Annotated in this window: 24 protein-coding genes; 14 read left to right on the top strand and 10 right to left on the bottom strand. The window is 70.6% G+C overall.

From position 1 onward, the window contains the following. Positions 1-203: 203 nt before the first annotated feature. The 4 genes from DFR41_RS08275 to DFR41_RS08260 form a co-directional block, all read right to left on the bottom strand. Positions 204-1,118, bottom strand: coding sequence for a LysR family transcriptional regulator (locus DFR41_RS08275; RefSeq protein WP_114802396.1), 915 nt, complete (start codon positions 1,116-1,118; stop codon positions 204-206). 170 nt (positions 1,119-1,288) lie between these two features. Then, complete coding sequence (locus tag DFR41_RS08270; RefSeq protein ID WP_114802395.1) at positions 1,289-2,362, bottom strand: purine-nucleoside phosphorylase; 1,074 nt, start codon at positions 2,360-2,362, stop codon at positions 1,289-1,291. Positions 2,363-2,518: 156 nt separating this feature from the next. Beyond that, a complete protein-coding gene (locus tag DFR41_RS08265; RefSeq protein WP_114802394.1) occupies positions 2,519-3,322 on the bottom strand; it encodes an IclR family transcriptional regulator in 804 nt (267 codons plus the stop codon). Between the two features lie 16 nt (positions 3,323-3,338). Beyond that, positions 3,339-3,956: a flavin reductase family protein gene (locus tag DFR41_RS08260; RefSeq protein WP_114802393.1), complete on the bottom strand. Its 618-nt coding sequence runs from the start codon at positions 3,954-3,956 to the stop codon at positions 3,339-3,341. Between the two features lie 154 nt (positions 3,957-4,110). Between DFR41_RS08260 and DFR41_RS08255 the strand changes: the two genes are divergently transcribed. From DFR41_RS08255 to DFR41_RS08225, 7 genes are read left to right on the top strand one after another with little or no spacing between them, the layout of a single operon-like run. Next, positions 4,111-5,106, top strand: coding sequence for a Bug family tripartite tricarboxylate transporter substrate binding protein (locus tag DFR41_RS08255; protein ID WP_114802392.1), 996 nt, complete (start codon positions 4,111-4,113; stop codon positions 5,104-5,106). Continuing rightward, complete coding sequence (locus DFR41_RS08250; RefSeq protein WP_114802391.1) at positions 5,064-5,510, top strand: RidA family protein; 447 nt, start codon at positions 5,064-5,066, stop codon at positions 5,508-5,510. The genes DFR41_RS08255 and DFR41_RS08250 overlap by 43 nt, the downstream gene beginning before the upstream one ends. A gap of 17 nt (positions 5,511-5,527) precedes the next feature. Continuing rightward, positions 5,528-6,430 carry an amidohydrolase family protein gene (locus DFR41_RS08245; RefSeq protein ID WP_114802390.1) on the top strand — a complete coding sequence of 301 codons (903 nt, stop codon included), beginning with the start codon at positions 5,528-5,530 and terminating at the stop codon, positions 6,428-6,430. After that, positions 6,427-7,302: a fumarylacetoacetate hydrolase family protein gene (locus DFR41_RS08240; protein WP_114802389.1), complete on the top strand. Its 876-nt coding sequence runs from the start codon at positions 6,427-6,429 to the stop codon at positions 7,300-7,302. Before DFR41_RS08245 ends, DFR41_RS08240 begins: the two co-directional genes overlap by 4 nt. Next, positions 7,299-8,117, top strand: a complete 819-nt coding sequence (gene hpaH / locus DFR41_RS08235) for a 2-oxo-hept-4-ene-1,7-dioate hydratase (RefSeq protein WP_114802388.1) — start codon at positions 7,299-7,301, stop codon at positions 8,115-8,117. The genes DFR41_RS08240 and hpaH overlap by 4 nt, the downstream gene beginning before the upstream one ends. A gap of 8 nt (positions 8,118-8,125) precedes the next feature. Further along, positions 8,126-8,941 (top strand): aldolase/citrate lyase family protein, encoded by an 816-nt coding sequence (locus DFR41_RS08230; RefSeq protein WP_114802387.1) that lies wholly within the window; start codon positions 8,126-8,128, stop codon positions 8,939-8,941. 27 nt (positions 8,942-8,968) lie between these two features. Further along, positions 8,969-10,504 carry an ABC transporter permease/substrate-binding protein gene (locus tag DFR41_RS08225; protein ID WP_114802386.1) on the top strand — a complete coding sequence of 512 codons (1,536 nt, stop codon included), beginning with the start codon at positions 8,969-8,971 and terminating at the stop codon, positions 10,502-10,504. Here the strand turns inward: DFR41_RS08225 and DFR41_RS08220 are convergent, their stop codons facing one another. Both DFR41_RS08220 and DFR41_RS08215 read right to left on the bottom strand, forming a co-directional pair. Then, positions 10,505-11,095: an NADPH-dependent FMN reductase gene (locus DFR41_RS08220; RefSeq protein WP_114802385.1), complete on the bottom strand. Its 591-nt coding sequence runs from the start codon at positions 11,093-11,095 to the stop codon at positions 10,505-10,507. A 108-nt stretch (positions 11,096-11,203) separates the two neighbouring features. Then, complete coding sequence (locus DFR41_RS08215; RefSeq protein WP_114802384.1) at positions 11,204-12,112, bottom strand: LysR family transcriptional regulator; 909 nt, start codon at positions 12,110-12,112, stop codon at positions 11,204-11,206. Positions 12,113-12,428: 316 nt separating this feature from the next. On the opposite strand from DFR41_RS08215, the gene DFR41_RS08210 reads away from it, so the two are divergent. Genes DFR41_RS08210 through DFR41_RS08185 form a run of 6 tightly spaced genes read left to right on the top strand, consistent with a single transcriptional unit; the run spans position 12,429 to position 18,167 of the window. Next, positions 12,429-13,082, top strand: coding sequence for a hydrolase (locus DFR41_RS08210; protein ID WP_114802383.1), 654 nt, complete (start codon positions 12,429-12,431; stop codon positions 13,080-13,082). Positions 13,083-13,098: 16 nt separating this feature from the next. Then, complete coding sequence (locus DFR41_RS08205; protein ID WP_017762069.1) at positions 13,099-13,371, top strand: XapX domain-containing protein; 273 nt, start codon at positions 13,099-13,101, stop codon at positions 13,369-13,371. Between the two features lie 51 nt (positions 13,372-13,422). Further along, positions 13,423-15,315 (top strand): amidohydrolase, encoded by a 1,893-nt coding sequence (locus DFR41_RS08200; RefSeq protein WP_114802382.1) that lies wholly within the window; start codon positions 13,423-13,425, stop codon positions 15,313-15,315. Further along, positions 15,315-15,710, top strand: coding sequence for a DoxX family protein (locus DFR41_RS08195; RefSeq protein ID WP_017760011.1), 396 nt, complete (start codon positions 15,315-15,317; stop codon positions 15,708-15,710). The genes DFR41_RS08200 and DFR41_RS08195 overlap by 1 nt, the downstream gene beginning before the upstream one ends. Then, positions 15,703-17,286, top strand: a complete 1,584-nt coding sequence (locus DFR41_RS08190) for an MFS transporter (RefSeq protein ID WP_043113447.1) — start codon at positions 15,703-15,705, stop codon at positions 17,284-17,286. Before DFR41_RS08195 ends, DFR41_RS08190 begins: the two co-directional genes overlap by 8 nt. A gap of 56 nt (positions 17,287-17,342) precedes the next feature. Then, positions 17,343-18,167, top strand: a complete 825-nt coding sequence (locus DFR41_RS08185; protein WP_017760013.1) for an alpha/beta fold hydrolase — start codon at positions 17,343-17,345, stop codon at positions 18,165-18,167. A gap of 50 nt (positions 18,168-18,217) precedes the next feature. Here the strand turns inward: DFR41_RS08185 and DFR41_RS08180 are convergent, their stop codons facing one another. Continuing rightward, a complete protein-coding gene (locus DFR41_RS08180; RefSeq protein ID WP_244917693.1) occupies positions 18,218-19,123 on the bottom strand; it encodes a helix-turn-helix domain-containing protein in 906 nt (301 codons plus the stop codon). 23 nt (positions 19,124-19,146) lie between these two features. After that, positions 19,147-19,830: a TetR/AcrR family transcriptional regulator gene (locus DFR41_RS08175; protein ID WP_114802381.1), complete on the bottom strand. Its 684-nt coding sequence runs from the start codon at positions 19,828-19,830 to the stop codon at positions 19,147-19,149. Between the two features lie 95 nt (positions 19,831-19,925). On the opposite strand from DFR41_RS08175, the gene DFR41_RS08170 reads away from it, so the two are divergent. After that, the gene (locus DFR41_RS08170; RefSeq protein ID WP_211322564.1) at positions 19,926-21,095 is read left to right on the top strand and encodes an MFS transporter; all 1,170 of its coding nucleotides are present in this window, start codon (positions 19,926-19,928) and stop codon (positions 21,093-21,095) included. Positions 21,096-21,354: 259 nt separating this feature from the next. Here DFR41_RS08170 and DFR41_RS08165 read toward each other — a convergent pair whose 3' ends face one another. Both DFR41_RS08165 and DFR41_RS08160 read right to left on the bottom strand, forming a co-directional pair. Continuing rightward, positions 21,355-22,791 (bottom strand): aldehyde dehydrogenase family protein, encoded by a 1,437-nt coding sequence (locus DFR41_RS08165; protein ID WP_114802379.1) that lies wholly within the window; start codon positions 22,789-22,791, stop codon positions 21,355-21,357. A gap of 31 nt (positions 22,792-22,822) precedes the next feature. Then, entirely contained in the window at positions 22,823-24,160 is a 1,338-nt protein-coding gene (locus DFR41_RS08160) for an enolase C-terminal domain-like protein (RefSeq protein ID WP_114802539.1), read from the bottom strand. Positions 24,161-24,164 lie beyond the last annotated feature (4 nt).

The raw sequence follows: 24,164 nt of genomic DNA, 5'->3' as shown, positions 1-24,164 counted from the left end.
ATGCTGACGGCGGAAGGCCGCTTCGGGAGCGCGTTGCCGTCGGCATCGGGCATCGGCGAGGGGCGGCAATGACCGTAGGAAAGCGGCCCGCGACTTGCGGCGGCGCTTGAACGCCCTCCTCTCCCCGGCCCTCTCCCGCGAGGGGAGAGGGAGGAAGACCGCGCGCCGGCCCACGGGCACGGCAGGGCCGGAATGGGACCCGGCTACAGCGCGCTCGCCGCCCGCTCCAGCTGCGCCAGCCGCCGCGCCATGCGCTCGGCGAAGTCGCGGCACACGCCCGGCACGCTGCGCTGCGAGGGCAGCAGCACCCCCACCTGCAAGGCGTTGACGGCCGGCAGCGCAAAGGGCCGCCACACCAGCTCGCCGCGCGCCAGCTCCGGCATGAAGGCGATCTTGGAGAAGCACGAGACGCCGCGCCCCGCGCGGATCAGCCGCTTGAGCAGCGGCGTGGAATTGCAGGTGGCGGCCGGCGTCATCGCCTCCCAGAAGGCGGCGAAGGCGGGTGACAGCGCCGCGTCGATGACCGGCTGCGTGCCCGAGCGCAGGAAGGGATAGCGCGCGCATTCGTCCAGCGGCACCTCGTCCAGCGCGGCCATGGGATGGCCGGGCGGCATCACCACGCCCAGCGGTAGCCGGGCGCGGGCCACCACGTCCACGCCGGCTGGCAGGCGATGCAGGAAGCACAGGCCCAGGTCGGCCTCGCCCGCGAGCACCATCGGCGGCACGGCCATGGGCTGCACGGCGGCCAGACTGTAGGTGGCGGCGGGAAAGACCTGGAGAAATTCCTCCAGCGTGGCGGGCAACAGCTCCTCGAAGAAGGAATCCATGGCGGCCACCTTGACCTCGCCGCTGCGCTCGCCGCGCAGGGCATCGATCTCGGTGCGCACCAGCTGGTACTGCTGCAGGGTCTCCTGCGCATGGCGCAGCAGGCGCTCGCCCGCCGGGTTCAGGCGCAGGCCGGCGGGCAGGCGGTCGAAGAGTTCGCAGCCCAGCTCCTCTTCGAGCTTGAGGATCTGGCGGTTGACCGCACTGGCCGCGACGAAGAGCCGCTCGGAGGCCTTGCGCACCGAACCGCAGCGGGCCACTTCGACGAAGTACTTGAGGACGCTGGCATGCATGCCGGCACTGTAGCGGCGACGCAAGTCTTGCGATGCCGGTCCGCTCCGCCCCAAAACGCAAGGGGCCCGGGGCAAGGCCGTTCAGTCAACCCAAGACCGTTCGGGCTGAGCCTGTCGAAGCCGGGCCACAAGCCCCTCGACCCTTTCGACAAGCTCAGGACAAGCCAGGCTCAGGGCGCCATCGGCGGCACGCCGGCGCGCCACTGTGGCCAGTTGACGACGATGTGGTCCACCACGCGCGAGCCCACACGCTCGATGTTCAGCACCGTCTCGGCAAAGCCGCCGGCCGTCTCGCCCGGGGCCGGGTCCAGGTGGGCCAGCGTGGTCTCGCGCGGGTTGCCCTGGTCGAAGTTGACGGCGCCGCGCAGGCTCATCACGCGGCTGGTGCCGTGGGTGCGGTTGATGACCAGCGTGATCGCCGCCGCCTCCATCTCGGTGATGACGTAGTCGTCGGCGCCGTAGAGCTTGGCGATGTACTGCGCCTGCTTCGACAGGCCGGGGCCGTGGAAGAAGGTGTCGCCGGTCATGTGCGTGCCGGTGCCCACGAAGGGTGCACGGCGGGCCGCGGCGTCCGGGTAGCGCAGGCGGTAGGCGCGGGCCTTGTCGTCGTCGGCCAGCGGCGTGTCGGCCGACAGCTTCACGGCCCAGCCGACCAGGGCCGGGTTGAGCTGGAAACGGCGGTAGTTCTCGTAGCCCTTGCGCGGCATGAAGGTGGGCGCGCCGGCCGTGTTCTCTTCGGGTGCCCAGCGGTGGCCCAGGTCGTAGTCGACGAGCCAGGTGGCCCAGCTCACCATGCCGATGGTGCCGCGCGAGGGCGGTGTACCGGCCACGCCCGACAGGATGTAGTAAGACTCGGAGAAGTCGAAGCGCGGGTCGAGCAGGATGGCCTGCATCGACGAGGACGAGTTGACCTTGCCCATGCCCAGCACGGCGCCGCAGACACCGTCGGCATTGCAATACACGGGGCTCAGCGCGCCCTTCACCGCGATGGGCGCGCTGCTGCGCCAGTAGCGCTCGTACCAGTGCTGGAACTCGCCGGCGCGGTCGCCCGTGTTCTGGCCGATCTCGAACATGGCGGCCACGAAGACCTTGACGCGCACGGGTGCGGCGGCGGTGGGCGCCGGCGCCGCGGTCGTCGAAGCCGCCGTCGGCGCGGCGCTCTGGGTGGAGGCGCAGCCAGCGGCCAGCACGGCCGCAAGGGCCAGGCCGGCCATGCGCAGCCAGGAGAAGGTGGAAGAGGACATCGGCAAGGGTCTTTCGAAGGAGGGTGTCGTGGTCGAGCGGTCGGAGGCTTGTCGCCCCGTGCGCCCGCGGGTGCGGATGCTAGGCAGCCGGCCCGATGCCGGGAAGCGCCGAATTTCGTGCGGGGCGTGCGAAGGCTTCGAACACCCGGGCCGCGCTCAGCGCCGACGCGCCTGCTCCCGCTGCGCCCATTGCTGGCCGATGAGCCGGGCGTGCCGCTCCATGGCCTGCACCAGCTTCGGCACCCGCTCGTCCGGCAACCGTTCGCGGATCGCCGTGATGGCCAGGCCGGCGAGGATCTGCCCATCCGGATGCCGCACCGGCACCGCCAGCGCCCGCGTTCCCGGCACCACGCCCACCGGCGCATAGGCATGGCCGCGCCGCTGCAGCAGCCGCAGGCGCTGGCGCAGTTCCTCGGGCTCGATGCGCAGGGCGCGCAGCCGCCGCGCATTGCGGGCGATGGTGTCGGCGCGCTCGTCGTCGGACAGGCCGCCCAGCAGCACCAACCCGCTCACACCCACGCCCAGCGGCCGGCGCGCGCCCACCTCGATGGACAGCACCTTCACCACATAGCTGCCCGGATGCCGCGCCAGGCAGACCGAGTCGTCGCCGTTGCGGATGGTGAGGAAGCAGGTCTCGCCCTCGGCCTCGGCCAGGGCCTGCAGATGCGGCGCGGCCACCGCGCGCAAGGGAAAGCCCGCCGAGCGCGCCAGGCCCATCAGCGAGACCTCGCCGCCGATCAGGTAGCGGCGCGTGGCGGCGTCCTGCTCCACGGCGCCCTCTTCCACCAGCACCTGCAGCAGACGGTGCACCGTGGCGCGGTTCAGGCCGGTGGCCTGGGCCACGTCGAGCAGGCGCACGCCGTGCTCCTGCCCGGCCGCCACGATGCGCAGCACGGCCAGGGCACGGCGCACGGACTGCGCGCCGGTGGTCGGTGCGGTGGCGGCTTCGCTGCCGGGCATGCGTGGCGCGGATGGATCAGACGACCGACTTCTCGGTCTGCTGCATGCGTCGCAGCGTGACGATGCGGCCCAGCGTGGCGTAATTGGGCCCGCCGATGCGACAGACGGGATCGAGGGCCATCGTCTCGACCTTGCCGTCGTTCATCAGGCCGTCGCGCAGGTGAAAGCGCGTGACCTCGCCGACGATGAACTCCGCGCCCGTCTCGCCGAAGGGGATGACCTGCGACAGCCGGCATTCCATGGCCACCGGTGCATCGCGCAGCCGCGGCACCGCCACCGTCTCGCCGGGCAGCGTGGCCAGGCCCAGAAGCTCGGCCTCGCTCACGTCCTCGGGATGCTCCTCGCTGCTCTCATGGATGGCGTTGAGCTGCGAGGCGTCGCCGATGTGCACCACGTACTCGCCGCGGCTGTGGATGTGGGCCGCCGTGTCCTTGCGCCGGCCGGCCTTGCGCCCGACGTTCACGCCCAGCAGCGGCGGCTTGTTCGATACGAAGGTGAAGCAGGAGAAGGGCGCAAGGTTGACCACGCCGGTGGGCGAGAGCGTGCTGATCCACGCGATGGGCCGTGGCACCACCAGGCCGCTGAGCAGGCGGTAGGTGGCTTCGGGCGTGAGGGTGTGGGGATCGATCTGCATGGCCCGCATTGTGGACGCGGGCCCCACAGCCGGCGAGGCCGGAAAGTCCACATCATGGACTTATCTGCGATGTTCGCATTGCGGCCTCGTGCCTTCGCTTCCTACAGTGGGGCCATTGCGAACGCTGCCCGAGCAGCCCTATGGAGACAAGCCCATGCATCGATCCAAGGCCCTGAGCCTGGCCGCGGCCATTGCCGCCGGCGCCCTTCTTTCCCTCGCCCCCGTGGCGGCCCAGGCGCAAGGCGCGGGCAACTGGCCCGACAAGCCCGTGCGCCTGGTGCTGCCCTACCCGCCCGGCGGCAACGTGGACGGCGCCGCGCGCATCATCAGCGACCAGCTGCAGGCCCAGTTCAAGCAGCCCTTCCTGGTGGACAACAAGCCCGGGGCGGGCGGGCTGATCGCCGGCGAGTTCGTCGCCAAGGCGGCGCCCGATGGTTACACCTTCTTCATGACGGCCAACGGGCCGCTGCTGTTCTCGCCCACCATCTTCAAGCGCGACGCCTACGACTGGCGGCGCGACTTCGTGCCGGTGAGTTCGGTCTCATTCACGCCGCTGGTGCTGCAGGTGAATCCGTCGACGCCCTACAAGACCATCGGCGAGCTGATCGAGGCCGGCAAGAAGCCCGGCAACAAGCTCACCATGGCCTCGCCCGGCGCCGGCACGCAGAACCATCTGGTCAGCGAATACCTGCAGCGCGACAGCGGCGCCCATTGGGTCACCGTGCACTACAAGGGCAATGCGCCCGCCACCACCGACCTGTTGGGCGGGCAGGTGGACTTCAACTTCGACCAGATCTCCGTGGCGCAGCCATTCATCCAGCAGGGCCGCACGCGGCCGCTGGCCGTGACCTCGCCGCAGCGTCTGCCGCAGCTGCCCGATGTGCCCACGCTGCAGGAGTCCGGCTTCAAGGACTTCAGCACCGAGACCTTCACCGGCCTGATGGCGCCCAAAGGCACGCCCGACGCCATCGTGCAGAAGCTGTCGCAGGCGCTGCAGAAGATCCTGGCCGACAAGACCGTGCAGGAGCGCTTCAACGTGCTGGGCTCGCAGGCCCGCGCGATGACACCCGCCGAATTCACCCAGTTCCTCGACAAGGAAGACAAGCGATGGATCCCCATCATCAAGCAGGCCAACATCACGGCCCAGTGAGCCTGGGGCGCGCCGCGCCCGCCGGCCGCACCGCCATCTACGTGGGCGGCTTCGGCCACAAGAATCCGATTCCCGCCGCCTGCCGCATCGGCCCGCTGGTCGAAAGTGGCAGCGTGCTGGGCACCGACCCGGCCACCGGCCAGATCGCCGAGGGCATCGAGGCCCAGTGCCGGCACATGCTGGACAACCTGCGCCGCATCGTCGAAGCCGCCGGCGGCAGCACCGCCGACGTGGTCAAGGTCACGGTGTGGATGAAGGACCGCAGCCAGCGGCCCGCCCTCAACGCGCCCTGGTTGGAGATGTTCCCCGACGCCGCCACGCGCCCCGCGCGCCATGCCATCCACGCACCCGAGCTCGATATGGGCAAGCTCATCGAGTGCGTGTTCACCGCCTACATCGTCTGATCCGCCCGACTGCCGACATGCCCGACTACCTGCCCTTCGACCCCCATCCGCGCGCGCCGGCCAGGCCGCTGCCGCCGCTGGCCTGCGACAGCCAGTTCCATGTGTTCGGCCCGCCCGAGCGCTACCCCGTGCGCCCCGGCGCCGCCTACGAGATGCCCACCGCCACCTGGCAGGTGGCGCAGCGCCTGCATGCCACGCTGGGCATCCAGCGCGGCGTGATCGTGCAGGCCACCACCTATGGTGCCGACCATCAGGTGGTGCTCGATGCGCTGGTCGGCCTCAACGGCGACGGCCCGCGACGCTACATGGGCTGCGCCAACGCGGCGGTGCTGATCGAACGCGACGACGCCTACCTGCAGCAGCTGCATGACGCCGGCGTGCGCGGCGCCCGCTTCACCCGCGGCGGCCTGGGCATCAGCTTCGGCCCGGCCGAGATGGACCGCGCCCTGGGCCGCGTGCGCGAGCTGGGCTGGTACGTGAAGGTGCAGCCGGAGCCCAAGGGCGTGGCCGAGCAGATGAAGGCCTTCGCCCACCTGGAGGTGCCGGTGCTGGTGGACCACATGGGCCGCGCCGACCCCGCCGCCGGCGAGGCCGATGCCAGCCTGCGCTGCCTGCTGGAGCTGTTCCAGCGCGGCAACTTCTGGGTGATGCTGTCCCTGTCCGAAAAGCTGTCGCACACCGGCGAGCCCTGGGACGATGTGGTGCCGCTGGCACGGCGCCTGATCGACGCGGCGCCGGACCGATGCGTGTGGGGCAGCGACTGGCCGCACCCCATCTCGCTCAAGCAGCCGCCCAACGAGGGCGCGCTGCTCGACCTGCTGACGCGCTTCGCGCCCGACGAGGCAACGCTGCGCCGCATCCTGGTGGACAACCCCGCCGCCTTCTTCGGCTTCGACGCCCACGCGGAGGTGGCCGCATGAAGCTGCTGAGCTACACCCACCAGGGCCGTGAAAGCTGGGGCGCGCTCGACGCGTCCGGCCAGGGCGTGATCGACCTGGGCCGCCGCCTGCCCGCCATCGCCGGCGTGCGCGAACTGCTGGCAGGCGGCGCGCCCGCCATGGCGCAGGCGCGCGAGGCCTGGACCGGCGCCAGCGCCGACCATGCGCTGGCCGATGTGCAACTGGACCTGCCCGTGCGCGAGCCGCGCCGCATCTTCTGCATCGGCGTCAACTATGCGCACCGCAATGCCGAGTACAAGGACGGCAGCGACCTGCCGCGCTACCCGAGCATCTTCATGCGCGTGCCCGAGTCCTTCTGCGGCCATGGCGAGGCGCTGCTGCAGCCGGCCGATTCGCAGCAGCTGGACTACGAAGGCGAGATCGGCATCGTCATCGGCCAGGGCGGACGGCGCATCCCGCGCGAGTCGGCCCTGGACCACATCGGCGGCCTCACCTGCATCAACGAAGGCACCATCCGCGACTGGGTGCACCATGCCAAGTTCAACGTCACGCAGGGCAAGAACTGGTTCCGCTCCGGCGCCATCGGCCCCTGGCTGGTCACGGCCGACGAATACCCCGACGGCTTCGGCAAGCTCCGCGTGCAGACCCGCGTGAACGGCGAGACGCGGCAGGAGGACACGACCGAGCACCTGATGTTCGACTTCGCCTACCTGATCCATTACCTGTCGACCTTCGCGCCGCTGCTGCCCGGCGACGTGATCGCCACCGGCACGCCCATCGGCGCCGGCATCCGCTTCGACCCGCCGCGCTTCCTGCAACCGGGCGACCTGGTGGAGGTCGAAGTCACCGGCGTGGGCGTGCTGCGCAACGTGGTGGAGGCCGAACCGCGATGAGCACCACCCTCAGCCCCGAGGCCTGCCGCGAGGCCGCCGCCCGGCTGGACGAGGCCGAGCGCAGCCGCGTGCCCTGCGGCCAGCTGTCGCTGGCCCATCCGGGCATGACCACGGACGATGCCTATGCCATCCAGGCCGCCTGGATGGCGCTCAAGCAGCAGGCCGGCCGCACCATCAAGGGCCACAAGATCGGCCTGACCTCCAAGGCCATGCAGCGCGCCGTGCGCATCGACGAGCCCGACTTCGGCGTGCTGCTCGACGACATGTTCTACCGCGACGGCGCCACCATTCCGGCCGGGCGCTTCCTTCAGCTCAAGGTCGAGGCCGAGCTGGCCTTCATCCTCGCCAAGCCGCTCGCCGGGCCCGACTGCACGCTCTTCGACGTGCTGGACGCCACCGCCTACGTCGTGCCCGCGCTGGAGGTCCTGGACGCGCGCATCCAGCGTGTGGATCCGGCCACCGGCCGCACCCGCACCGTGCTCGACACCATCGCCGACAACGCGGCCAATGCCGCCATCGTGCTGGGCGGACGGCCCTTCAAGCCTGACCAGCTCAACGTGGACATGCGCCGCATCGGCGCCATCGTCAGCCGCAACGGCGAAGTGGAAGAAACCGGCCTGGCCGCCGGTGTGCTCAACCATCCGGGCCACGGCATTGCCTGGCTGGCCAACCGACTGCACCGGCACGGCGTGACGCTGGCCACGGGCGAGGTGGTGCTGGCCGGCTCCTTCATCCGGCCCATCGATGTGGCGCAGGGCGACACCATCGTGGCCGACTACGGCGACTTCGGCAGCGTGGCCTGCCACTTCAGCTGAGGACGGCCATGGCCCTGCTCCCGAACCCTTTCAAGAAGGCCCTGGCCGAAGGCCGGCCGCAGATCGGCGTCTGGTCCACCCTGCCCTCGCCCTACGTGAGCGAGTTGGTGGCCGGCGCCGGCTTCGACTGGATGCTGCTGGACACCGAGCACACGCCCAGCGATGTGCCGCTGATGCTGCAGCAGCTGCAGGCAGTGGCCGCCGCCCAGCCTGCCGCCGGCTGCATGCCCTGCGCCCCGGTGGTGCGGCCCGCCTGGAACGACCCGGTGCTCATCAAGCGCTACCTGGACGTGGGCGCGCAGAGCCTGCTGCTGCCCTTCGTCCAGAACGCCGACGAGGCCCGCGCTGCGGTCGCCGCCACCCGCTATGCGCCTGCCGGCCTGCGCGGCATGGGCGGCTCCATGCGCGCCAGCAACTTCGGCCGCACCGCGGACTACGTGGCCCGCGCGCAGGAGGAACTGTGCGTGCTGGTGCAGGTGGAGACGCGCGAGGCGCTGGACCAGATCGAGGCCATTGCCGCGGTCGAGGGCGTGGACGGCATCTTCATCGGCCCGGCCGACCTGTCGGCCAGCATGGGCCACGCGGGCAACCCTCGCCACCCCGAGGTGGATGTGGCCATCGACGATGCCATCCGCCGTATCCGCGCGGCGGGCAAGGCGCCCGGCATCCTCATGGTGGACGAGGCACGGGCACGGCAATGCCTGGACCTGGGCGCGCTCTTCGTGGCGACGGCGCTGGACCTGGTGGCGCTGCGCAGCACGCTGGATGCGAGTGCCGCGCGGTGGCGGCAGTCGAGCACAGCCCCAGCCCGCAGCACGTACTGAGCGCAGCGCCTCGGCCATACTGGCCGAATGACCGGCGCACTTCATCTTCCCCGCCTTCGGCTCTGGCTGGCCTTCCTGCTGCTCGCCATGCCAACCGCCTGGGCCCAGCAGCGCGACGAAGGCGAGCTGCGCATCGGCTCCAAGCGCTTCACCGAGTCGTACATCCTGGCCGAAGTGCTGGTCCAGACGGCCGCACCCCATCTGCGGCGCGCGCCCACGGTGCGCCAGGGCCTGGGCAACACAGCCATCGTCTACGAGGCGCTGCGCTCTGGCGGCATCGACCTCTATGCCGAATACACCGGCACCATCGCGCTGGAGATCCTCAAGAGCCCGAAGCCGCTCGCGCCCGAGGAGATGCGGGCCGCGCTGCAGCCGCTGGGCCTGGGCATGGCCGTGCCGCTGGGCTTCAACGACGGCTACGCGCTGGCCATGCGCGCCAGCGAGGCCGAACGCCTGGGCATCCGCACGCTGGGCGACCTGGCGAAGCACTCCGAGCTGCGCCTGGGTCTGACCAACGAATTCATCGGCCGCGCCGACGGCTGGCGCGGCGTGGCCGCGCGCTACGGCCTGCCGCAGCGACCCACCGGGCTGGACCACGGCCTGGCTTACGACGCCATCGGCGCCGGCCAGGTGGACGTGATCGACATCTACACCACCGACGCCAAGATCGAACACCTGGGCCTGACGGTGCTGCAGGACGACCGCGGCTACTTTCCGCGCTACGACGCGGTGCTGCTCTACCGCCTGGACCTGCCGCAGCGCCTGCCCCAGGCCTGGGCCGCGCTGCAGCAGCTGGAGGGTCGCATCGACGAGGCCGCCATGATCCGCATGAACGCGCGGGCCGAGCTGCAGGGCGTGGCCTTCGCCGACATCGCACGCGACTTCCTCGCGGGCGGCGCGGGCTCCGACGCGCAGGCCGCGCGCGGCTTCGTCGCCAAGCTCTTCGGGCCCGACCTGGGCCGGCTCGCGCGCCAGCATCTGATGCTGGTGGCCGTGTCGGTGGGCCTCGCGGTGCTGATCGGCGTGCCGCTGGCGATGGCGGTGTTCGCCCATGTGCGGCTGCGAGCGCTGGTGCTGGGCCTGACCGGGCTGCTGCAGACCGTGCCCTCGCTGGCGCTGCTGGCCATCCTGATCTCGCTGCTGGGCGCCATCGGCACGCTGCCGGCGCTGGTGGCCCTCACGCTCTATGCGCTGCTTCCGATCATGCGCAATGCCGTCACCGGCCTGGCCGAGGTGCCTGCGGGCCTCACCCAGGCCGGCACTGCCTTGGGCATGACCGGGGCGCAGAACCTGCGGCTGGTGCAGCTGCCGCTGGCCCTGCCCACGCTGATCGCCGGTGTGCGCACCGCCACCACCATCGCCGTGGGCACGGCCACCATCGCGGCCTTCATCGGTGCCGGCGGCTTCGGCGAGCGCATCGTCACCGGCCTGGCGCTCAACGACCGCGCACTTCTGATGGCCGGCGCGCTGCCGGCCGCAGCGCTGGCGGTGATGTCGGAGCTGCTGTTCGAAGGGCTCGAAGCGCTGCTGCGTCGCGGCCGCGGCCCCGCGCCCTCGGTTTGATCAGTACGGCGGCGCCTGCGTTGCACGCTGCACGCGCGCCGCATTCGTCCACCAGGCCAGGTCGTCCGCCCAGCGCGGAAAGGCCTTGGCCAGCGACTTGCCGGCATCGCCCGTGGGCTCGCCCGCCTCGTCCAGCGTCTGCGAGATGGGGCCGACCGCCAGTGTGCTGGAGATGACCACCATGCCCATCTCCGACAGGATCGAATGCCAGGCCGTGCCCGAACGCACGCCCGAGAAGCGGCCGGCCGAATAGCTGGCGATGGCCGCCGGCCGCCAGAACCATTCCTCCAGGAAGTGGTCGGTGAGGTTCTTCAGCCCCGGCTGCACGCCCCAGTTGTATTCGCCGGTGACGAAGACGAAGGCATCGGCATCGCGAATCTTGCCGGCCAATGCCTCCATGGCTGCGGGCGCCTGGCCCTTGGGATGCTCCTTGTACATGCGGTCCAGCATGGGCAGGCCCACGGCCTGGGCGTCGATGAGTTCGGGCTCGGCGCCGCGCGCCTTGAACTGGGCCACGATGTAGTCCGCCAGGCGGATGCCCATGCGGTCGGCGCGGTAGGAACCGTAGAAGACGAGGATCTTGTCGGGCATGCGTGCTCCTGTGAGGGGGCCCCGATCATCCGTGATCGACATGACGCCCGAGAGCCGCCGCAGCAACGGCTGACGATCCGGAGGCCATACCGATGCCATATCGATGCGTCACACGCTGCGGGGCAGCAAGGCCGGCACCAGCGGGCGCTGCAGGCGCTCGCGCCACCACTGCAGGGCACGACCGCCGGCCCCGGTCTTCCAGGCCAGGAAGAAGCTCTCCGGCGGACGGCCTTCCTCAATGGGCACGGCCACCAGACTGCCGCGCGCCAGGTCGGCCTCGACGCAGGCGCGCGGCAGAAAGCCATGCCCCAGCCCGCTGCGCTGGCAGGCGATCTTGGCCGCCATGGAGGGCACCGTGATGCGCGGCTGCCCGGCCATGAGGCCGACCGTGCGGTCCGACAGCGAACGCGCCGTGTCGCCCACCACGATGGCGGTGTGGGCCAGCAGGTCGGCACGGCGCAGCGGGCCCTTGGCCCGCGCCAGCGGATGCTGGGGCGCGACGCAGAAGACGAAGTCCAGCGTGCCCGCCGGATGCACCTGGTAGCCGCCGCCGGCCGGCCCTTCGCCCGCGGCGATGACGAGATCGGCCCGGCCGTCACGCAGCGCCTCCCAGCTGCCGGACAGGGCTTCACAACCGAGGCGCAGGCGGGTGCCGCAACGCAGCGCCTCGAAGTCGCGGATGTCGTCCATCAGCGCCTCGGTCGGGATGAGGGAGTCATGCACCAGCCGCAGCTCGGACTCGTAGCCGGTGGCCACCTGGCGCATGCGCGATTCGAGCGTGGCGGCGGCACCCAGCAGCCAGCGGCCCTCGTCCAGCATCTCGCGCCCCGCCGCGCTCAGTTCGACGCGCGGACCCTGCCGCTCGAACAGGCGCAGGCCCAGCTGCTCCTCCAGCTTGGCCACGGCATAGGAGATGGTCGAGGGCACGCGGTTCAACCGCACGGCGGCTGCGGCGAAGGAGCCGTGGCGGTCGATGGCGTCGACCAGTTCGATGGCCTCGAGGGTGAGCTTGAGCATGGGCGTCCTGGGGCGGTGCGGACCATCGAAAACTTCGATGCTCACGAATGGAAAAACTCGCCAACGGCGCAGCGAGCGACGCGGATGATTCATTCATTCCAGCGAATCCACAAGTGAGCCGTACCCCGAAAGGTTGGGCGGCCCACCGGTGAAGTATTTCGATGGAATGCGAGAAAGACAGGCGGCCAGCAACCGTGCACGGCCCGCCCGCCAAACGTTCAAAAAGCCCGACCAATCGACAAGACGTGCACCGACCGGCCCGACGAGCATCCGCCCCTCGCAAGCCGTCTCTGCATCCGCAAACGAGGAACCGACCATGACCGTCCAAGCCAAGCCCACCCCCGGCGCCCTGCTGCTCGCACCCCAGGATCACACGCTGATCCTGATCGATTTCCAGCCGCAGATGGCCTTTGCCACGCACTCCATCGACGCGACCGTGCTGCGCAACAACGCGGCGCTGGTGTCGCGGGCGGCGGCCGGCTTCGGCGTCTCGACCATCCTGACCACGGTGGCCGAGAAGAGCTTCTCGGGCCCCATGTTCAGCGAGATCACCGAAGCCTTCGCCGGCCAGGCCATGCTGGACCGCACCTCGATGAACACCTGGGAAGACGCGGCCGTGATCGAGCGCGTGAACGCCATCGGCAAGCCGCGCATCGTGCTGGCCGGCCTGTGGACCAGCGTGTGCATCGTCGGCCCGGCCTTGTCCGCGCTGGACCAGGGCTTCGAGGTCTACGTGATCGCCGACGCCTGCGGCGACGTCTCTCCCGAAGCCCATGAGCGCGCCATGCAGCGCATGGTGCAGGCCGGCGCACGGCCCATGACCTCGCTGCAGTACCTGCTGGAGCTGCAACGCGACTGGGCCCGCGGCGAGACCTACGAGCTGACCACCGGCATCGCACGCCAATGGGGCGGCGCCTACGGCCTGGGCGTCACCTACGCCAAGACCATGTTCGGTGCCCACGAAGGCTGACGCGGCGACCACGACGATGAAGCCCTACCTGCTTTCGCTGGCCGTCGGCATCCTGGTCGGCGTGATCTACGCCCTGGTCCAGGTGCGCTCGCCCGCGCCGCCCGTCATCGCGCTAGTGGGCCTGCTGGGCATCCTGGTGGGCGAGCAGATCCCGCCGCTCATCCGCGGCTGGATCCGCCCCGATGCGGTGTCGACGTCCTGGCTGCAGCACCAGGTCAAGCCGCACGTCTTCGGCAAGCTGCCCCAGTGCGCCAAGGCCGAGGCGCCCCAGCCCCACGACCCGGCCTGACCGGCGGCACCCGACCGCTCCCGCCCAGCGCCACTTCACGGAATGGACCCCATGGCTGACGACACCCTGCCTCCCGACCTCATCCTTCACAACGGCCGCTTCACGACGCTGGACCGCGCCAATCCCGTGGCCGACGCGGTCGCCATCCGCGACGGCCGCTTCCTGCGCGTGGGCCGGCGCGAGGACGTGCTGCCGCTGGCCGGCCCCGCCACCCGCATGGTCGACCTGCAGGGCCGCGCCGTGCTGCCCGGTCTGATCGACAACCACCTGCACATCATCCGCGGCGGCCTGAACTTCAACCTGGAGTTGCGCTGGGACGGCGTGCGCAGCCTGGCCGACGCCATGGCCATGCTGCGCCAGCAGGTGGCGATCACGCCGGCACCGCAGTGGGTGCGCGTGGTCGGCGGCTTCACCGAACACCAGTTCGTGGAGAAGCGGCTGCCCACCATCGACGAGCTCAACGCCGTCGCCCCCGACACGCCCGTCTTCATCCTTCACCTGTACGACCGCGCCCTGCTCAACGGCGCCGCGCTGCGGGCCGTGGGCTACGGCAAGGACACGCCCGCGCCGCCCGGCGGCGAGATCGTGCGCGATGCCGCCGGCAACCCCACCGGCCTGCTGCTGGCCAAGCCCAATGCGGCCATCCTGTATGCCACGCTGGCCAAGGGGCCGAAGCTGCCGCCCGAGTACCAGCTCAACTCCACGCGGCACTTCATGCGCGAGCTCAACCGCCTGGGCGTGACCGGCGCCATCGACGCGGGCGGGGGCTTCCAGAACTACCCGGAGGACTACCAGGTCATCCAGCAGCTCGCGGACGCGGGGCAGCTCACGATCCGCCTGGCCTACAACCTCTTCACGCAGAAGCCCAAACAGGAGAAGCAGGACTTCCTGAACTGGACAGCGTCCTCGAAATACAAGCAGGGTGACGACTACTTCCGCCACAACGGCGCGGGCGAGATGCTGGTGTTCTCGGCCGCCGACTTCGAGGACTTCCGCCAGCCACGGCCCGACATGGCCCCCGAGATGGAAGGCGAGCTGGAAGAGGTGGTGCGCGTGCTGGCCCAGAACCGCTGGCCCTGGCGCCTGCATGCCACCTACGACGAGACCATCAGCCGCGCGCTGGACGTGTTCGAGAAGGTCAACCGCGACACGCCGCTGGCGGGCCTGAACTGGTTCTTCGACCATGCCGAGACGATCTCGGAGCGCTCCATCGACCGCATCGCGGCGCTGGGTGGCGGCGTGGCCGTGCAGCACCGCATGGCCTACCAGGGCGAGTATTTCGTCGAGCGCTACGGCGCCGCCGCGGCCGAGGCCACGCCGCCGGTCAAGCGCATGCTGGAGAAGGGCATCCATGTGTCGGCCGGCACCGATGCCACGCGCGTGGCCTCGTACAACCTCTGGGTCTCGCTGTCGTGGCTGATCACCGGCCGCACGGTGGGCGGGCTGCAGATCACGCCGCAGCGCAACCTGCTCGACCGGGAGACCGCGCTTCGCATGTGGACCGAAAAGGTCACCTGGTTCTCGAACGAGGAAGGCCGCAAGGGCCGCATCGAGGCCGGCCAGTTCGCCGACCTCGTCGTGCCCGACCGCGATTTCTTCGCCTGCCCCGAATCCGACATCGCCGACACCAGCGCGCTGCTCACGATGGTGGGCGGCAAGGTCGTCTACGGCGCGGGTCCCTTCGCCACGCTGGATGAAGGCGGCCCGCCGCCAGCCATGCCCGACTGGTCGCCCGTGCGCCGCTACGGCGGCTACGGCGCCTGGGGCGCGCAGGAAGGCGCACCGCTGCAGGCCACCCTGCGGCAGGCGGCCGCATCCTGCGGCTGCGCGAGCGCCTGCAACGTGCATGGCCATGCGCATGCGAGCGCCTGGGGCAGCCGCCTGCCGGTGGGCGACCTCAAAAGCTTCTGGGGCGCGCTGGGCTGCGCCTGCTGGGCGGTCTGATGGGCTGGACGCAGTCTTCATGGATCAGGCCCGTCTGCCTGCTGCTGCTGTGCGCAGCCTACCTGCAGGGCGGACTGGTCAAGGCCTTCGACTTCTCCGGTGCCGTGGCCGAGATGCAGCACTTCGGCATCGCACCCGCCGCGCCGATGGCGCTGGCCGTGATCGTGCTCGAACTCGGCGCCTCGGCCATGGTCATCAGCGGCCGGCTGCGCTGGCTGGGGGCCCTGGTGCTCGCCGCCTTCACGCTGGGCGCCACCCTGGTCGCGCTGCGCTTCTGGGAGATGCCGCAGCCGCAACGCTTCATGGCGGCCAATGCCTTCTTCGAGCACCTGGGCCTGGTCGGCGGCTTCCTGCTGGTGGCCTGGCTCGATGCGCGGGAACGGCGGCATGGCTGAGGCGGGCAAGGAAGGCGGCAGCTTCGCGCCCCTGCGCCTGCCGGTGTTCGCCGTGCTGTGGTGCGCCACGGTGCTGGGCAACATCGGCAGCTTCATGCGCGACGTGGCCAGCGGCTGGCTGGTCACCGACCTGTCGCCCAGCCCCACGGCCGTCGCGCTGATCCAGACGGCGGCCACGCTGCCGGTCTTCCTGCTGGCCATTCCGGCCGGCGTGCTGTCGGACATCCTGGACCGCCGACGCTTCCTCATCGCCGTGCAGCTGCTGCTGGCGGGCGTGAGCGCGGCGCTGCTGCTGCTCTCCCGCAGCGGAGCACTGACGGTGGAGCTGCTGATCGTGCTGACCTTCGTGGGCGGCGTGGGCGCGGCGTTGATGGGACCGACCTGGCAGTCCATCGTGCCCGAGCTGGTGCCGCGCGCGCAGCTCAAGAACGCGGTGGCGCTCAACTCGCTGGGCGTGAACATCGCCCGCGCCGTCGGGCCGGCCCTGGGCGGCCTGCTGCTGGCCAGCTTCGGCGCAGCCGTGACCTACGGCGCGGACGTGCTGAGCTATGTCTTCGTCATCGCCGCACTGCTGTGGTGGCGCCGGCCTGCGCCCGCGGCGGACGAGGGCCTGTCCGAGAACTTCCTCGGCGCCTTCCGCGCCGGCCTGCGCTATGCACGCGCCAGCCGCGAGCTGCATGTGGTGCTGGTGCGCGCGGCGGTGTTCTTCCTCTTCGCGAGCGCGGCCTGGGCGCTGCTGCCGCTGGTCGCACGCCAGATGCTTCAGGGCACGGCCGGCTTCTACGGCGTGCTGATGGGTGCCGTCGGCGCGGGCGCCATCGTCGGTGCGCTGGTCATGCCGCGGCTGCGCGCCCGGCTCGATGCGGACGGGCTGGTGCTGCTGGCATCGGTGCTCACGGCGGTGGTGCTCGGTGCGCTGGTGCTGGCCCCGCCCCAGTGGCTGGCCGTGCTGTTGCTATTGATACTGGGCGTGGGCTGGATCACCGCCCTGACCACGCTCAACGGCGTGGCCCAGGCCGTTCTGCCCAACTGGGTCCGTGGTCGCGGCCTGGCCGTCTACCTGACGGTGTTCAACGGGGCCATGGCTGCCGGCAGCCTGGGCTGGGGCCTGGTGGCGCAGCAGATCGGCGTGCGCGGCGCGCTCGCCGCCGCTGCGCTGGGCCTGCTGGTGGTGGCCCTGCTCTTCCACCGCGTACGCCTGCCCGCGGGCGACGCGGACCTGCAGGCCTCGCGCCACTGGCCGGAGCCGTTGCTGGCCGAGCCCGTGGCCCATGACCGCGGCCCGGTCATGATCCAGATCGAGTACCGCATCCGCGCGGAAGACCGCCCCGCCTTCCTGGCCGCTGTGCGGCGCCTGGCGCCCGAGCGCCGACGCGACGGCGCCTATGCCTGGGGACTGCACGAGCACACGGCCGATCCGCAGCGCATCGTCGAATGGTTCATGGTCGAGTCCTGGGCGGAGCACCTGCGCCAGCACCACCGCGTGTCCCAGGCCGATGCCGACCTTCAAGGCGAGGTGGTCCGCTACCACATCGGTCCGGGCCAGCCCGAGGTCCACCACTTCCTGGCGCTCTGAACACCAGAGCCACTTTCCTCTCCCCTCCCTGTCTTCTTCAACCCCTGGAGATTTGCATGAGCTTCCTCACCCTGCGCGACGGAACCGACCTCTACTACAAGGACTGGGGCAGCGGCCAGCCCATCCTGTTCAGCCACGGCTGGCCCCTGAGCGCCGACATGTGGGACGCCCAGATGATGTTCTTCGCCGAGCGCGGCTACCGCACCGTCGCCTTCGACCGCCGCGGCTTCGGCCGCTCCGGGCAGCCCTGGACCGGCTACGACTACGACACCTTCGCCGACGACATCTCGGAGCTGATCGAGGCCCTGGACCTGAAGGACGTGGTGCTGGTGGGCTTCTCGATGGGCGGGGGCGACGTGACGCGCTACATCGCCCGCCATGGCAGCGGCCGTGTGGCCCGGCTGGCACTGGTCAGTGCGGTGACGCCGCTGTTCGTCAAGACGGCGGACCATCCGGAGGGGCCCGAGGCCGCCATGTTCGAAGGCCTGCGCGCCGGGCTGATGGCCGACCGGCCGCAGTTCCTGGACGACTTCAGCGCCATTTTCTACGGCACCAACCGGCCGGGGGCCACGCCGGTGTCGCAGGGCATCTTCAAGCAGACGCTGCAGATTGCGCTGCAGGCCTCGATCAAGGGCACGCTGGACTGTGTGACGGCCTTCTCCGGCACAGACTTCCGCGCCGACATGGCGAAGATCGACGTGCCCACGCTGGTCATCCATGGCGACAACGACCAGGTCGTGCCCATCGAGGGCACGGGCAAGCTCGCCGCGCAGATGATCAAGGGCGCCACGCTCAAGGTCTACCCCGGTGCGCCCCACGCCACCTGCACCACGCACAAGGACCAGGTCAACGCCGACCTGCTGGCGCTGATCGAGGGCTGATCGAGGGCTGATCGCGCGGCGGCCGTCGGGGTCGGTGCCGGCGTTGGTCCTCAGTGGCCGGCACTGCGCCGCCAGGTTCCCGGCGGCATGCCCATGTGCCGGGTGAAGACGCGGGTGAAGTGGCTCTGGTCCGCAAAGCCACAGGCCAGCGCGATGGCCGCCAGCGACAGCCCGGGCTGCGCGAGCAGTGCCTGGGCACGTGCCAGGCGCTGCGCCTGCACCCACTGGTAGGGCGTCTGGCCAGTCGTCTCGCGGAAGGCCTCGATGAAATAGCTGCGCGACAGGCCACAGGCCTCGGCCACGGCCTGGGCGCTCTGGTCCCCATCCACGCGCATCGACAGCATCTCCTTGGCGCGCGCTTCCTGACGGGGTGACAGCCGGCGGCGCGCACGCGTGCCGGCCGGCTGCGAGGCGCCCGCGCGCAAGAGGAGCTGGGCGGCCATCGCCGCCGTGACCTGCTCGACGAACAGGCCGCATCCCGGCTGCGGCCGACCGAGCGCGGGCAGCAGCGCCAGCGCCAGATGGTGCAGCACCGCGTCATGGGCGCCCACCGGCGAGGCCGCCAGCAGTTCGCCCAGAGCCAGGGGCCGCTCCGTGGTCTGGCGCAGCACGGCCTGCGGAAACTCCACCAGCAGGAAGTCGAAACCCGTCTTCATGTCGGCGCGGTAACGCTCGCCGAAGTCGCGCAGATAGATCGCGCCGCAGCCGAAGTCGTGCGTGCTGGCGTGCCGCGCGTGCACGATGCGCCGGCGATGCCCCGGGGCGAGCGAAATGCCCAGCAGCAGGCCCCTGTCCGAGGGCGCAGTCTCCACCGGCCCCAGCTCGGTCATCGTCACGGCCTTGCGATAGACACGGACGCCACCCGCGTCGAGCTCGTCATCGTGCACCAGCGTGCTGGCGGTGCAGCCGAGCGCATCGCGCGGCGCCATCGTCGAAGGCGAAGGGGTGAGGTGCATGGGATCTCCGCAGTGGCCCGACATCATCCACGCTTTCGCGCAACGCGCAGGCGGCGGGCCGGCGGTGCAGGCTCGGGCAACGCGCCCAGGCCCACAAGATAAGCGCAGAACATGTCGGCCATGGCCGCCGCATAAGCCTCGATCTCGGCCGGCTTGCGGGGCTTGTCGGAGAAGGCCTTGCCCACGCCGCTCAGCGTGTCCAGGATCAGGTCGCCGGCGCGGCTGCGCGTGGGGCCGGCGGCCTCGGGCAGCACCGTTTTGAGGAAGACGCGGAAGGCCCGCGCGCTGGTCGCCCGTGCTTCGCCGGCCTCAGGCGCATCGCGGTACATCGGGGCGGCATCGGCCAGCGCGGTGCGCACCTCGGCCTCCTCGCATTCGGAGCGGATGAAAGCCTGCACCAGCCGCCGCAGCCGCGCGAGCGGGGGCAAGGCCTCGTCCTCCAGGATGCCGCGCATCAGCGTGGTGGTGCGCTGCCATTCGTCGCTCTGAAGCCGGAACAGGATCGCCGCCTTGTTGGGAAAGTACTGGTAGAGCGAACCGACGCTGACACCCGCCTTCTCCGCCACACGGGCCGTGGTGAAGCGCTGCGCGCCTTCCTGGGCCAGAACCTGAACAGCCGCTTCGAGCACCGCCGCCACGAGGTTGGCGGAGCGGGCCTGCTGGGGCTCCTTTCTCGAGGACAGAGGTGCGCTGCGACGTGGGCTCATGGCGGGGGCTGCGAATGCGAATGGAAAACCTGACGAACTCGTCGCATTATCGGCGCATGACTTCAAGACCTTCTCCAACGACTTCTTCCGCGCCGATGCCGCTGCCCTTCTGGTGGCTGGTCGGCGTGCTCTTCGTGGCCTGCCTGTGCGTGGGCATGACGCTGCCGACGGTGCCGCTCTTCGTGGCAGGCACGCTGGGCCTGGGCAATGCCTGGGCCGGGCTGGCGGTGGGCATCGCCTTCCTGGCCACCATCCTCAGCCGCGGCTTCGCCGGCACGCTCACCGACCGGCAGGGTGCCAAGGTGGCGACGGTGCGCGGCCTGTTCTGCTACATCGCCGGCGCGGTGGTCTGCCTGGCGGCCGGCCTGCCGGGCCTGCGCGCCATCGCGGCGTACGAGGTGCTGCTGATCGGGCGCCTGCTCCTCGGCGTGGGCGAAAGCCTGGTGGCCGTGGGCACCATCACCTGGTGCATCGGACTGGTGGGGCCGGCCCGCTCGGGCCAGGTGCTGGCGTGGATCGGCGCCGCCATCTACGGCGCGCTGGCCGTCGGAGGGCCGCTGGGCATCGCGCTGTACGACCGACTGGGTCTGGCCGGTGCGATGGCTGTGGCCACCGGCTTGCCGGCGCTGGCGCTGCTGGCCGTGGCACGGCTCGACGGCATGCCCGTGATGGCGGCCGCCCAACGACCTTCGATCTGGCGCGTGGTCGGCCGCATCGCGCCGCAGGGCGCCATCGTGTGCCTGCAGGGCATCGGCTTCGCGGCCATCGGCGCCTTCTTCGCGCTGCATTTCCGGGCCCAAGGCTGGGCGCATGCGGGCCTGGGCCTCACGGCCTTCGGCGCCGGCTTCGTGCTGGTGCGGCTGCTGTTCGGCGGCCTGCCCGACCGCATCGGCGGGCTGCCGGTGGCTGCCGCCTCACTGGCGGTGGAGGCGCTGGGCCAGGCGCTGCTGTGGAGCGCAACCACGCCCAATGCGGCGCTGGCGGGTGCCTTCATGACCGGCCTGGGCTGCTCGATGGTGTTCCCGGCCATGGGCCGCGACGTGGTGCACCGCGTGGCCCCGCCGCTGCGCGGCACGGCCATGGGCGCCTTCTCGGCCTTCCAGGACTTGGCCTATGGCCTGACCGGGCCGCTGGCCGGGCTGCTGGCCGACTGGGCGGGCTACCGCGGCGTGTTCCTCGTCGGCACCGTCGCGGCAGCGCTGGGACTGGCCATTGCGCTGGGGCTGTGGATCGCAACGCGCCGGCCCGCCCTGACGTCCCATTGAAACGACAACGGCCGGCAGACGGCGATGAAGCCACCTGCCGGCCGCAAGGCCGAGCACGTCATGTCAGTTTTCCGCGGCGCTGCGTGCCACCCACGCCGCATAAAACTGGCGCGACGCCAATGATCAAATGGCCGCGGAGCAGGCCACGCGCGGGCACCCGAGGAACTGGCTTCGCCAGGCCTCTGGGTGCGCCCCCCTCCAAGCCGAAGGCGCCAGAGAGGGGGGAGCCGCGAAGCGGCATGGGGGGTGCTTTTTATTTTCAAGCCAGCGTGTACGCCGTCTTCACGATGGTGAAGAACTCCTGCGCATAGCGCCCCTGCTCACGCGGCCCGTAGCTGCTGCCCTTGCGCCCGCCGAAGGGCACGTGGTAGTCCACGCCCGCGGTGGGCAGGTTGACCATCACCATGCCGGCCTGGCTGTGGCGCTTGAAGTGCGTGGCGTACTTCAGGCTGGTGGTGGCGATCCCGGCCGACAGGCCGAACTCGGTGTCGTTGGCGGTGGCCAGCGCCTCGTCGTAGTCCTTCACGCGGATCACGCTGGCCACGGGGCCGAAGATCTCCTCGCGGTTGATGCGCATGGTCTTGCCGCTGTCGCTGAACAGCGCCGGCGCCATGTAGAAGCCTTCGGTGCCGAGGGCGAGCCGCTCGCCGCCCACCGCCAGCATGGCGCCCTCGGCCTTGCCGATCTCGACATAGCCCAGGTCCTGCTCCAGCTGCGACTGGCTGGAGACGGGGCCGATGTCGGTGCCCTGCGCCAGCGCATCGCCCACCTTGATCTTCGCCATGCGGGCCTTCATGGCCTCGATGAAGCGCGGGTAGATGCCCTCGGTCACGATCAGCCGGCTCGACGCGGTGCAGCGCTGGCCGGTGGAATAGAAGGCGCTCTGCACGCACAGCTCGACGGCCTGGTCCAGGTTGGCATCGTCCAGCACCACCTGCGGGTTCTTGCCGCCCATCTCCAGCTGCACCTTCTTTCCGCTCTTGGCGCATTCCAGCGCGATGCCGCGGCCCACGCCCACCGAGCCGGTGAAGCTGATCGCGTGGATGCCGGGATGCTGCACCAGCGCATTGCCGATGACGCTGCCACGGCCCATCACCAGGTTGAACACGCCGGCCGGAATGCCCGAGCGATGGATGATCTCGGCCAGTGCCCAGCTGCTGCCCGGCACCAGGTCGGCCGGCTTGAGCACCACGCAGTTGCCGAAGGCCAGGGCCGGCGCGATCTTCCACGCCGGAATGGCGATGGGGAAGTTCCACGGCGTGATCAGGCCCACCACGCCCACCGGCTCGCGCGTGATCTCCACGCCGATGCCGGGGCGCACCGAAGGCACGGTCTCGCCCGACAGGCGCAGGCACTCGCCGGCGAAGAACTTGAAGATCTGGCCGGCGCGGGTGACCTCGCCGATGCCTTCGGCGCGGGTCTTGCCCTCTTCGCGCGCCAGCAACGCGCCAAGCTCTTCCTTGCGGGCCAGGATCTCGGTGCCGATCTTGTCCAGCGCATCGCTGCGCGCCTGCACCGAGCCCGTGGACCAGGCCGGGAAGGCTGCGGTCGCGGCCGCCACGGCGGCATCGACGTGCGAGGCATCGCCCTGCGTGTACTGGCCGATCACGTCCGCCAGGTTGCTGGGGTTGAGGTTGGGGCTGTAGCTGGCACCGGCCAGCCATTCACCGTTGATGAGGTTGTTGAATTCGCTCATGGGGATGCTCCTTGTCGAATGACGGGTTGGCTCAGCGCACCATGGCCGGGCGCTTGTTGTCGAACTTCCAGCCGGGGATCAGGTACTGCATGGCGATCGCGTCGTCGCGCGCGCCCAGGCCATGCTGCTGATACAGCGCGTTGGCACGCTGCAGCGCGGCCCGGTCCACGGTGACGCCCAGGCCCGGGACCGTGGGCACCTCGACGAAGCCGCCACGGATCTGCAACGGGTTCTGCGTGAGGAATTGACCGTCCTGCCAGATCCAGTGCGTGTCGATGGCCGTGACCTTGCCGGGCACAGCTGCCGCCACATGCGTGAACATGGCCAGCGAGATGTCGAAGTGGTTGTTGGAATGCGAGCCCCAGGTCAGGCCCCAGTCGCGGCAGGTCTGGCCCACGCGCACGCTGCCGGCCATGGTCCAGAAATGCGGGTCGGCCAGCGGAATGTCCACCGACTGCAGCGACAGCGCATGCACCATCTGCCGCCAGTCGGTGGCGATCATGTTGGTGGCGGTGGGAAGGCCGGTGGCGCGGCGGAACTCGGCCATCACCTCGCGGCCGCTGAAGCCGCCTTCGGCGCCGCACGGATCTTCGGCATAGGCCAGCACGCCGCGCATGTCGCGCATCAGGCGGATGGCGTCCTTGAGCAGCCAGCCGCCGTTGGGATCGAGCGTGACGCGGGCCTCGGGAAAGCGCTTGGCCAGTGCCGTGACGGCCTCGATTTCCTGCTCGCCGGCCAGCACGCCGCCCTTGAGCTTGAAGTCGTTGAAGCCGTAGCGCGCGTGCGCAGCCTCGGCCTGGCGCACGGTGGCCTCGGGCGTCATGGCGGTCATGTGGCGCACCTGGGCCCAGTCGTCGCTGGCGCTGGTGTCCTCGCCGGGCTTCACGTAGGGCAGATCGGTCTTGTCGGAAGGGCCGACGAAGAAGAGGTAACCCAGCATCTCCACCCGCTCGCGCTGCTGGCCTTCGCCCAGCAGGGCCGCCACGGGCACGCCCAGGTGCTGGCCGAGCAGGTCGAGCAGCGCCGACTCGATGGCCGTAACCGCATGCACGCCGATGCGCAGGTCGAAGGTCTGCAGGCCGCGGCCGCCCGGGTCGCGGCCGGCCAGCGCCTGTTGCACATGCTGCAGCAGTTGCAGGCGCTGGCCGATGGACTGGCCGACGAGCTGCGGGCGGCTGTCCTCGAGGGCCTGCCGGATGCCCTCGCCGCCGGGCACTTCGCCCACGCCGGTGCGGCCGGCGCTGTCGTGCACCAGCAGCACGTTGCGGGTGAAGAAGGGCGCGTGGGCACCGCTGAGGTTCATCAGCATGCCGTCGCGGCCGGCGACCGGGATGACTTCGATGTCGGTGATGGTGGGCGTGTGGCTCATGATC

The sequence above is a fragment of the Pseudacidovorax intermedius genome (assembly GCF_003350475.1).
Taxonomy (GTDB): Bacteria; Pseudomonadota; Gammaproteobacteria; order Burkholderiales; family Burkholderiaceae_C; genus Xenophilus; species Xenophilus intermedius.
This window is presented reverse-complemented; position numbering and strand designations above follow the sequence as displayed.